9 protein-coding genes are annotated in these 9,187 nt (G+C 69.9%); 1 reads left to right on the top strand and 8 read right to left on the bottom strand.

Annotated elements, in window-relative coordinates:
- Positions 1 to 74: 74 nt before the first annotated feature.
- The 7 genes from STRAU_RS07960 to STRAU_RS07990 all read right to left on the bottom strand — a co-directional run bounded on the left by STRAU_RS07960 (position 75) and on the right by STRAU_RS07990 (position 5,491).
- Entirely contained in the window at positions 75 to 449 is a 375-nt protein-coding gene (locus STRAU_RS07960) for a hypothetical protein (RefSeq protein ID WP_037658089.1), read from the bottom strand.
- Between the two features lie 17 nt (positions 450 to 466).
- A complete protein-coding gene (locus STRAU_RS07965) occupies positions 467 to 721 on the bottom strand; it encodes a hypothetical protein (protein WP_016639750.1) in 255 nt (84 codons plus the stop codon).
- Entirely contained in the window at positions 718 to 1,677 is a 960-nt protein-coding gene (locus STRAU_RS07970) for a replication-relaxation family protein (RefSeq protein WP_016639751.1), read from the bottom strand. The genes STRAU_RS07965 and STRAU_RS07970 overlap by 4 nt, the downstream gene beginning before the upstream one ends.
- A gap of 16 nt (positions 1,678 to 1,693) precedes the next feature.
- Complete coding sequence (locus STRAU_RS07975) at positions 1,694 to 3,877, bottom strand: type IV secretory system conjugative DNA transfer family protein (RefSeq protein WP_016639752.1); 2,184 nt, start codon at positions 3,875 to 3,877, stop codon at positions 1,694 to 1,696.
- Entirely contained in the window at positions 3,874 to 4,338 is a 465-nt protein-coding gene (locus STRAU_RS07980; protein ID WP_016639753.1) for a hypothetical protein, read from the bottom strand. Before STRAU_RS07980 ends, STRAU_RS07975 begins: the two co-directional genes overlap by 4 nt.
- 392 nt (positions 4,339 to 4,730) lie before the next feature.
- The gene (locus tag STRAU_RS07985; protein WP_016639754.1) at positions 4,731 to 5,042 is read right to left on the bottom strand and encodes a cyclic nucleotide-binding domain-containing protein; all 312 of its coding nucleotides are present in this window, start codon (positions 5,040 to 5,042) and stop codon (positions 4,731 to 4,733) included.
- The gene (locus STRAU_RS07990; RefSeq protein ID WP_037658095.1) at positions 5,039 to 5,491 is read right to left on the bottom strand and encodes a MarR family transcriptional regulator; all 453 of its coding nucleotides are present in this window, start codon (positions 5,489 to 5,491) and stop codon (positions 5,039 to 5,041) included. The genes STRAU_RS07985 and STRAU_RS07990 overlap by 4 nt, the downstream gene beginning before the upstream one ends.
- Positions 5,492 to 6,460: 969 nt before the next feature.
- Here STRAU_RS07990 and STRAU_RS38885 point away from each other — a divergent pair.
- A complete protein-coding gene (locus STRAU_RS38885; protein WP_016639756.1) occupies positions 6,461 to 7,705 on the top strand; it encodes an endonuclease domain-containing protein in 1,245 nt (414 codons plus the stop codon).
- A 46-nt stretch (positions 7,706 to 7,751) separates the two neighbouring features.
- Here the strand turns inward: STRAU_RS38885 and STRAU_RS08000 are convergent, their stop codons facing one another.
- Positions 7,752 to 8,843: a C40 family peptidase gene (locus tag STRAU_RS08000; RefSeq protein ID WP_052028993.1), complete on the bottom strand. Its 1,092-nt coding sequence runs from the start codon at positions 8,841 to 8,843 to the stop codon at positions 7,752 to 7,754.
- Between the last annotated feature and the right edge of the window lie 344 nt (positions 8,844 to 9,187).

A 9,187-nucleotide genomic window follows, 5' to 3' on the forward strand; every position in this document is an offset into this window, starting at 1 on the left:
TCATCTGTTCTTGACGCGGTGTCGCCCTCGCTCTTCTGGTTCAACGTGGGCGTGCGGCGTGCGGTGACGTGTGCTCAGGACGCGATGCGGTGCTCGCGGGCGACCGGGGAGTCCGCGGCGTGGACGGGAGGCCCTCCCGCAGGGCGGGTGCGGCGGGGCTGGAGGAGGAGGTCGTCTATCGTGCCGTGGCCGCCGGTCTGGTGCTGCCAGCCCTCCAGTACGTGGTGGATGACCGAGCGGGCCGCCATCTGGTATTCGGCCGTGCACTGCTCGTCCTGGGCCAGTGCGGCAAGGCGGCGGGTGTGGCAGAAGGCGCCCATGAGCTCGGCGATCAGTGGTGAGAACAGGCGCGGCAGCGCGGTCAGGTCCGCGCAGGCCGGTGGTACGCAGGTGGGCGCGGGCACGGCGGCGGGGGCTGGCTTGCGGTTTCGGCGGAAGCGGAGGTGCATGGGGATCTCTCCGATCGTCAGTGCGGGAGTTGGGCGGTGATCTGGTCGAGCAGTGCGCGCAGGCGGGCGGTGTGCTGGGTCGCCCACAGGCGTGCCTGCTGGTCGCTGACGGTGGCGCCGTTCGGCAGGGTGACCGGGCCCGGCGGTATGCCGAGCCGGTGTGCGGTTTCCACGTGCCGGACGGCGGCGGCCAGTTCGGTGAGCGCGGTGGCCGGGGCCTGGTCGTGGACAAGGGTGAGGGCGGCAGAGCGGTCGCCGGGGCCGGCGGTCATGCGGCCGCGCCCTGGCCGGCCGGGGCGGGCGGGCGCAGCCATGCCTCGGTTGGTGTGGCGGCGCCGAGGACGGGGGTGAAGACGGGGGCGAAGGGGCCGTGGCGCTGGAGCTGGCCCAGGGTGGTGACGCCGGCGCGCAGGGCGGTGGTGGTGAGAGCGGGGTCGCTGGCGGCGAGGCTGCGCAGGTCGGCGATGCGCCGGGCGAGGCGGGCGTCGGAGGCGCCGGTGAGGACGATCAGCAGGCGGGGGAAGGCCGGGTAGCGGTAGCGCCAGGCCGGCATGCTCGTGGTGCGCCGGCCCGCGCGGGCGCCGCGGCCGGTGGGCTGCTGCGGGGTGTAGGCGTGGTAGGCAGCGTAGGCGTGAAGCTTCTGCGCGAGGCGGGCGATGGTCATCTGGGTGCGGTCGACTTCGATGAAGAAGGTGAGCAGGGTGCGCTGGCGGGCCCGGGGGTCGGTGTGGACGTAGTTGAGGACGGCGTCCGGGATCAGACGGAGGTCCTCGCCGGGCCGGGCGTCGTCGCGGTAGTAGTGGGCGGTCTCGGGGGACCAGTCGAGCGGTCCGCATTCGTGGTCCAGGCGCCGGGCCCAGTCCACGAAGGCCAGACCGGTGTCAACGGTGGCCAGGGTGTGCTCTTGTAGAGGGCCCAGAGCGGCCTCGGGGCTCATCCGGTAGGAGCGTTGTGGGAGGAGTCCCGCCGATTCGACGGCGGTTGCTCCCTTCTCGGTGAGCCACCACAAGAGCTCCGTCTGCCCGGACTGGCGACGGCCGACGGTCTCGGCGAGTCCGGCTTTGCGCAGGGTGTGGAGCTGGCGGCGCATGTACTCGGTGCGGGCGTGGTGCGGGGCGATGAGCTGGTGCAGCTGGCGGGTGGAGACCAGGCGGTGCTGGTAGAGGACGTGGGCGGCCTGCTGGGCGAGCTGTCCCAGGCCGGTGGGCCCGGTGTGCGGGTAGGGCATCCTGGTGCTCCCTGCGTCAGTCGAGGAAGGTGGTGGGGTCGCCGGTGCCGCCGGGAGCGCCTGGGGGCCGTCCGCCGGTGTGATGGGCGAGGAGGACGTCGTCCAGGACCTCGAGGTCGGCGAGGATCTCGCCGACGGGCCGGCGACGGAGGTTGGTGTCGATCGCCTCGTCCAGGTCGCCGATGCCGTCGGGGTTGTTGTAGTGGGCGTACAGCTCCTCGATGGGCAGGCCGCGGACGCGGAACGGCTTGGTCGGCGTGCCGTTGAGGTTGATCGACATGATGTAGTGGTACTTGGGCAGTTCGGTGATGGTCTCCGGCGTGACGTGCCCGTTCCACCGCCGGGCCACGAAGGCGGCTTCGTCGTAGTCGGCCGCGCAGGTCGACAGCAGGCTCTGGTTCTGCAGCAGCGACTGCCGGGTGATCGCGGACAGGCGCAGCACCATCTGCGTCATGCCGACGAAGCGGACCTCGTACTTGCGCAGCTGCTCGGCGATGGCGGCGAGGAATCCCTTGCTGGAGGAGTCCAGGGCGGTCAGCTCATCCCCCCAGGCCCAGAAGGTCTTCCGCTCTTCGCGCGCGGTGTCCTGGCGGGAGAGGCCGGCGCGGTGCAGGTCGTGGATGAGCAGGCAGGCGACGAGGGCGTCGCTCTCGCTGCCGGACGGGCAGACGAAGACGACGCGGTTGGTGTCCATGGCGGTGCGGACGTCGTAGGCCGAGCGCGGGCTGCCGAAGAATGCCTGCAGGGCCGGGGAAGTGTCGAGCCGGTCGATGGCGTAGGTGACGGTCGGCACGGCGTCGTTGGCGAGCTTGGGGAAGGTCTTCTCCCAGTAGTCGCGCACCCGCTGCGGCAGTTTCGGCAGCAGTTGTTCACGCCAGTCCGCGTCGGTCAGCCAGCTCCGGATCTGGAACAGGGTGGCCTGCGCTTCGGGGTGTCCGGCCTGGACGGCCTGGTGGTTGAGCAGGGTCAGGGTTTGGGCGGTGCGGGCCAAGATGGTGCGGGCCCGCGGGGCGTTGTCGCCCCAGTCCTGGGCCGCGGCGATGCCCTCGGTGACGGAGCGGACGAGGTCCTTCACCGCGCTCAGCGGGCGGCCCTCCATGGACAGCGGGTTCCACGACGCCACGCGTTGGTCCGGCTCGGCGTGAGCCAGGTTGATCTCCCACACCCGCGGTGCGATGTGCGGGTGGGCCAGGTATGCCTTGGCCCTCGCCCATGCCTCGCCGTGCGGGTCGAGGAACCAGGTGCCGTATCCGCAGTGAGCCATCGCGATGCACTGCCCCAGCGCGGCCTCGGTCTTGCCGTGCCCGGACTTGCCCAGCTTCAGGCCGAAGAGCAAGTCCTTGACGCGGGCTGCGGCGATGCGTTCCCGGCCGTCGGAGTAGGTGACGGCGCCGAGCGGGACCAGGTGGCGCTGGCCGGTGTAGACGGGCAGGTCCGACGGTGCCGGCGGGACCAGGCCGCCGGAGCGCACCACGCTGGAGGCGTGGCACTTCACCGTCGGCGGCTTGAGGAAGCCGGCGAGTTCCGGGACGGTCAGCCACTGCCGGCGGCGGGGCGCGAACTCGCCGCTGGTGAACCGCCGGTCGAAGCGGGCGATGTGCCGGCGGGTCCGTGGGCGGCGGGGCTTGAGGTAGTTCTCCCCGGAGGTGGCGGCGAAGGCGGCCAGCAACTGGTTCATGCGGGCCAGCGCCGCCTGGGGGTGCGCGGCCTCGGTACGCAGCAGGATCTGCACCGCGAACACTGCGCCGACTGCCAGCTCGAACTTGCCGACGCCCTCGCGCAGGTCCGTCATGCGCGGCAGGCGCTCGCCGCGGGCGCCGCTGACCGTCTTGCCGCCGGACCAGGCCGCACTGAACGAGCCCACCACCCCTCCCCCGCCGCCCAGTCCTCCGGTCAGGCGCTCGCCGTAGGCGGAGGGGCCGCGGCGGCTGGACCGTGCGAGGAGGCGGCGACGACGCCGGGCGAGGTGTCGCTCGCGGACGGGGACCAGGTCCAGCACTACGTCGGCGCGCTCGCTGTCCTTGGTGCGTACGGCAGCCATTGCGACGGCCAGTTGCTGCAGCGGGTCCGGGGTCAGACCGAGCGATGCCAGCGGCTTCTGGTCGGACAGGGCCAGCGTCAGCTCGACGCGCTGCACATAGCGCGGCGAAGTCGAGCGCCGCTCGGCCGCGGGCTTGGCGAAGTCGACGGCGGCGGTCACGACGCTCCCAGGGGCGGGGCAGGGAAGCGGACCGGCGTGATGTCTTTGCGTGCATGGTGGGCGCGGACTTCGACCTCAGCGAAGCCGGGCATGGCCAGGACGGCAGCCGCCGCCGCCGGGCCCTCGAGGTAGCAGCGCATTTTGCCGTCCTCGGCGCTGTAGCGCAGCCGGGCGGCCGAGCCGCGGGCCGGGACGCCGCCGGCGGCGAAGTGGACGCGGCCCATCTGCCGCGCCCAGCGGCCCACTTCCCCTTCCCCCGGATCGAAGGTGGAGGTGGGCACGAGTTCCACGGTGACCCGGTCGGCGAGGCAAGCCCGGACCAGCCGAGCGCGCCGCGCCTTCCACCCGATCCACACGGCCATACCCGTCAGTACGGCGGCTGACAGATATAGCGCAGCGGGAGCGAGCCAGTGGTCGGCCTCGATGAAGACGTCGGCTCCCGACCGGCCGGCGAGGTTCATGTCCGCCGCCCGCCGGTCGTCGAGAACGCGGGGGTGTCCTGCACGGTGGCCTCCTGATCGGTGCGGGGAAATCTCCCTTCACACGGACCAAGTCAGACCACGAGGCTGATTCAGACATCACTCACGGAGCTTTGCCCGGTCTTTACGTTGGGTTCGCGCTCTCACGGCGCATGGCCGCTCCCGCTCAACCCGGTCTCACCAGGTCAGGGAGTCAGCAGCTTCACCAGCGGTATGCCACAGCAGTGGGGCGGCCGCACCGGCTGGGGCGGTATTGCTACGCGCACTCAGCCGGTGCCCGCACCTGGAGCGCGATGCGCTCTAGCGCAATGAGGACGTCCTGAGGATCGTTCCTCATGAACGTGACGTTCATGAGGAACGTGCAGAGGAACTGTTCAGGTTGCGCGCCTCAGCTCCACCACGACGCTCTCGCCCGTCGCCTTCGGGCTGAGGCGGTAGTAGCTGATGTGAGCCAGCCGTTCGGACTCCTCGAGCCAGCCGGCCTTGATGATCTGTCGGCGGGTCCGGGAAAAGACGGTCGGAGACATCCCGAGCAGCTTGGCCAGCTCAGCGGCGGTCTCAACCACCGTCCCCGCCCTGTCGGTTGGGTGCATCGCATAGAGCATGACGATGAGCCGCTGATTGGCGGTCATGCCGGCAGTGTCCTGGAACAACTGAAGCATCTTGCGCTTGTCGTCGCCGTTCACTTTGCCTCCCAACGAGCAGGGGTGGACTCATCGAATCCGGGGATGTTCGGCGGGTTGCAGGTCTTAACGGCTTCGCGCTGCTCGATCCCGGTCCCGTGGAATGAAATGTACGGGCTGATTCGGTAGAAGTTGTAGTTGCCGATGCGCCCTCGGATGATGAGGATGCGGTGCTTGGCGAGCTTCCGGTTGATCTTGCCCACGGCGTCCGCCGTCATGCCGACGCGCCTGCCGATGTCGGCCCCCGTAGCTCGGAGAGGCTCGAGGCCCTCCGGGGAGACCCCGATCCACCACAGCACCAGAAACTTCTGCGACGGCGTGAACGCCTTGCTTTCGGTGATCGCCTCGACGCGCGCCTTGTCGACCTGCGTGTGCCTGCCGGAGAAGGCATACGGGGCGTATGGGACGACCTCGCCGGTCTCGGCGTCCACGAGCCTGCGTACTGCTCCCAACGGGCCCTCCCTGCCGGGGAATTGATCCAACGTGCATGAGTACCGGCCTCCAGGCCGACCAGATGAACTTAACGTACATGAGCAGGAAGTTGATGTACCCGGCCCTCAGGACGTGTCGCGTGTCGTCCGTGCAGGGTTCTGTCCGGACCTGTCGGCGACACAGACCAGACCTTCACTAATGAACGTGGCGTTCATCTACCGTGATCCTGTGAGCCGTGTAGCAGTTCTTGAGAGCGTGGTCCGCTGTCGAGGGAACTGTTCACTCAGTCCTCAGAAACCTCATCCGCTGTCTGCAGGACACTCATGGCTGTCTCCTGAACCGCATGCCAGATCTGTCGATCTTGCTTTGACGGGTATTTGTGCAGGTCAAAGGGTGTATTAGGCTGGTTCTCTCTTACCTGTCACAGGAGGCCCTCCTCGGCGCCCGCCCCTGCTCACCGTGGGGCATCGGCCCGAGTCGGCGTCTTCCCCTGTACTCCGATGCGGATTCAGGCTCCACCTTCTTGTGCTCATCACCAAGGGCGCGTCTTCCTTCACCTGGTTGAGCCAGTGGCAGGACGCAACGCGGCCGCGCACGAGCGCACGGGGGCGACAACCTGCCGGACAGGAACTACACAAGGGGCCCGGAACCCAACGCCGTCTGCGTCCCGCTCGCAGGATGCACCCCGCACCGTTCTCAACCTCAGCCACCGAAAGTCAGCCACGGCGATGCCCTCGCCCGACGGAGCTGGCGCGCGTATGCCTCCAGCAACCCCGTTCCGGTCTCAGCCACGCTGTCCCTTTCAAACCCCACACAGGCATTCAGTCGCCAATGGCGCGTCCTGCCCCGGCGGGGCACCGCAGGCCCCCCAGGGCCGAGGAGCTACCGACCCCCCGCGCCTCCCCGAACAAGAGCCCTAAATCGTGGGCCCAGGCGGTGCGGTGAGTGCGAGCAGGGGCATTGTCAGCGGCCGCTGCCACTATCCGGGCATGCCGCTCATCAGCCGGGAGTACGCACGTTCTCTCTTCGCCGAGCTCACCCAGCGGTCCGCAGTGCCGCTGGACCCCGACGAGCTTCTTCACATGCCAGGCATGGGGCACCACGGTCACGTGTTCTTCGGCGACATCGGGCTCCGCTGCTACAAGCACAAGGCACGCTGGATGTATGACGAGCGAGACATCCGCCGCACCGGGCAGAGACTGGCCGAGCTGCCCCTGAATTTGGATGACGCCGTAGATGTGCGGTTGCCCGCATACCGCGATGTGGGTGTGTGCGAGAACGAAGGTCTCTCCCGCCCGGATTGGCGGCGCCAGTTGGTGTCCTGGATGTTCGGGCAGGCCCGCCTCAAGGCGCAGGACGGGGTCCCGTACGAAGAATGGGACGGCTCGTGGAAGCACATCGGACCGAACGGACTGCCCGGGGATCTGACGTGGGAGGAGTTCGTGGAGACCAGCAGCTGGCATCGGCACTCTCAGAACATCGCCGGGACGCGGCCGCTGCAGTTGCTCAGTTGGTCTGGCAAGAACTGGCTCTTGCCGAGGGCGTACGTCGAGCTCCTGGACCGCTTCGAGGAAGCGGAAGAGGAACTCGTCGCCCGAGCCCGGCTGTGCTCCTCCTGCGGCTCCCTGGGCCCCTACTGGGGTGGCTGGAGGCGATCAACCAGGACGGGCTACGTCACCATGTGCCCACCCTGCTCTGGTACGTCCCTCCGTCCGTACCCCGGCCATCTGCACGGCGTGCAGTATGCCTCGTCCCGGCCGCGCAGAACGAAGGCCGACGACTACCTGTGCTGCCTATGCAGGGAGAGCCCGGCGACATCGTGGGACCACTGCCACGATCATGGCTTTGTGCGCGGGCCGCTCTGCAGCAGCTGCAACACCTACGAGGGCAAGGCCCACCCGTACGACTTCCTCCAGGAAGCGGACAACGCGCTGCACTTGCTGGAGTGCCGGAGGTGCCGAGACGACCGGACCCTCCCACGGCGGTTCCACCCGGGCGTCGTCCTTGCGCATCTGGAACGGTCCGAGCGGCACGGGCGCTGCTCGCAGGAGCCGTACGTCCAGGACTTGGAGCGCACGCACGGGGTGTACCGGTTCGAGCTGTACTGCGGCCGACATGCGGCGGCCAGGTGGACGAGGGACGTCACGGCGGCCGAAGCCGCAGCCTTTGTGAGGACTTTCATCGACACGGCCCTCACCCAGCAGGAAGGCCGGTTGCTTCCAGAGATCGAGTAGGGCGCGCACCCGCATGCCTCACCACGAGCCATGTGATCGTGTTTGGTCAGGCCACGCGACGTACGGCGAGGACCTTTCCCTGGTCGGTGATCTTGCCGACCTCGATGACGCGGCCCGGCCGCGGGGCATGGACGAGCAGGCCGTCGCCGATGGCCATGGCGACGTGGCGGGGGCTGCTGGTGCTGCCGCCGCTGAAGAGGAGGTCCCCGGGCTGCGGCGCGGTGGCGGATCCCGGCCTGCCTTCGGTGACTTGGGCGTAGGTGGTGCGGCCGAGTTGGATGCCGGCGATGCCGTAGGCGCGTTGCATCAGTGAGGAGCAGTCGCAGCGTTCGGTGGGGCTGGTGCCCAGCGGTTTGGTGCAGCTGCCGCCCCACTGGTAGTGGCCGCCGAGCTGTTTGAGGGCCCACTGGATCGCGATGCGGGCTTTGGGGTTGGCGTTGGCGGGGATCCGGTAGCCCTTGGGGAGCTTGCCGGCCTCGATGGTGCCGTACTGGCTTCCGTCCGGTCCGGCGCCGCATCCGGCCAGTGCGCCCGCTGTGCCGCTGCCGGGGCCCAGCGGCTGGGCGGGGGCGGTGCCGAGCCGTGGTGCGATGGCGCGCTGCAGGGCGGTGGCGAGGGGTTCGTGTTTGGCGTAGGCGTCGGGGGTGCCCGACTTCTGGACCTTCTGCGCGGCGGCGGTGACCGGCATGCGCTCCCAGCCTTTCACCGACTTCAGGGCCCGGTAGAAGCGGGTGCTCGCGTACACCGGGTCCATGATCTGCTGGCGGCTGCCCCACCCCATCGAGGGCCGCTGCTGGAAGAGGCCGACGGAGTCGCGGTCGCCGTGGCTGATGTTGCGCAGCCCGGATTCCTGCAGCGCGGTGGCCAGCGCGATGACCTGTCCGCGCGCGGGGACGCCGAGCTCGGCGCCGGTGGCGACGATCACCTTGGCGGCGGGGATCTGTTCCTTGGGGGCCGGCAGGCCCGACACCTTGATGTCGCTGGGGCTGTGTGCGAGGACGTCGTTGACCTGCCGGGCGACTTGGGTGGCGTCGACGTCGGCTCCGGCCTGCGTGCCGGGCGCGCACGCGGCGCTCTGGGCCTGCTGGGCGGCCGCGGCGGCGGAGGTGCCGCTCACGTGTGCGGCCACCCCGCCCATGAACACCACGGCCAGGCCCGCCAGTCCGCCGGCGGCCGCCAGCGCGATGTAGCGGCGTTTCACGGCGTGCCTCCCGGCGGGGTGGGGCGGCCGCCCCGGTCCAGGCGCTGGCGGAGCTGCTGTTGGCGGGGTGAGGCCGGCGGCTGCGGGGGCTGGGGGTGGCGGGGTTGGTGACGGGGCACACGCGGCGTGGCCGGGCGGGGACTTCGCGCGCCGGGGCGGTGAGCGGGTCGCGGCGGGGCAGGCCGGGGCCCTCTCCCGCCTGGACTGCCCGGAGCACCGGGCCGCGGTCCTGCCGGGGCGCCGGGCGGCGAGGCTGGGCTGTTCGGCCAGACCGGAAGAGC

This window comes from Streptomyces aurantiacus JA 4570 (genome assembly GCF_000414115.1).
Lineage (GTDB): Bacteria > Actinomycetota > Actinomycetes > Streptomycetales > Streptomycetaceae > Streptomyces > Streptomyces aurantiacus_A.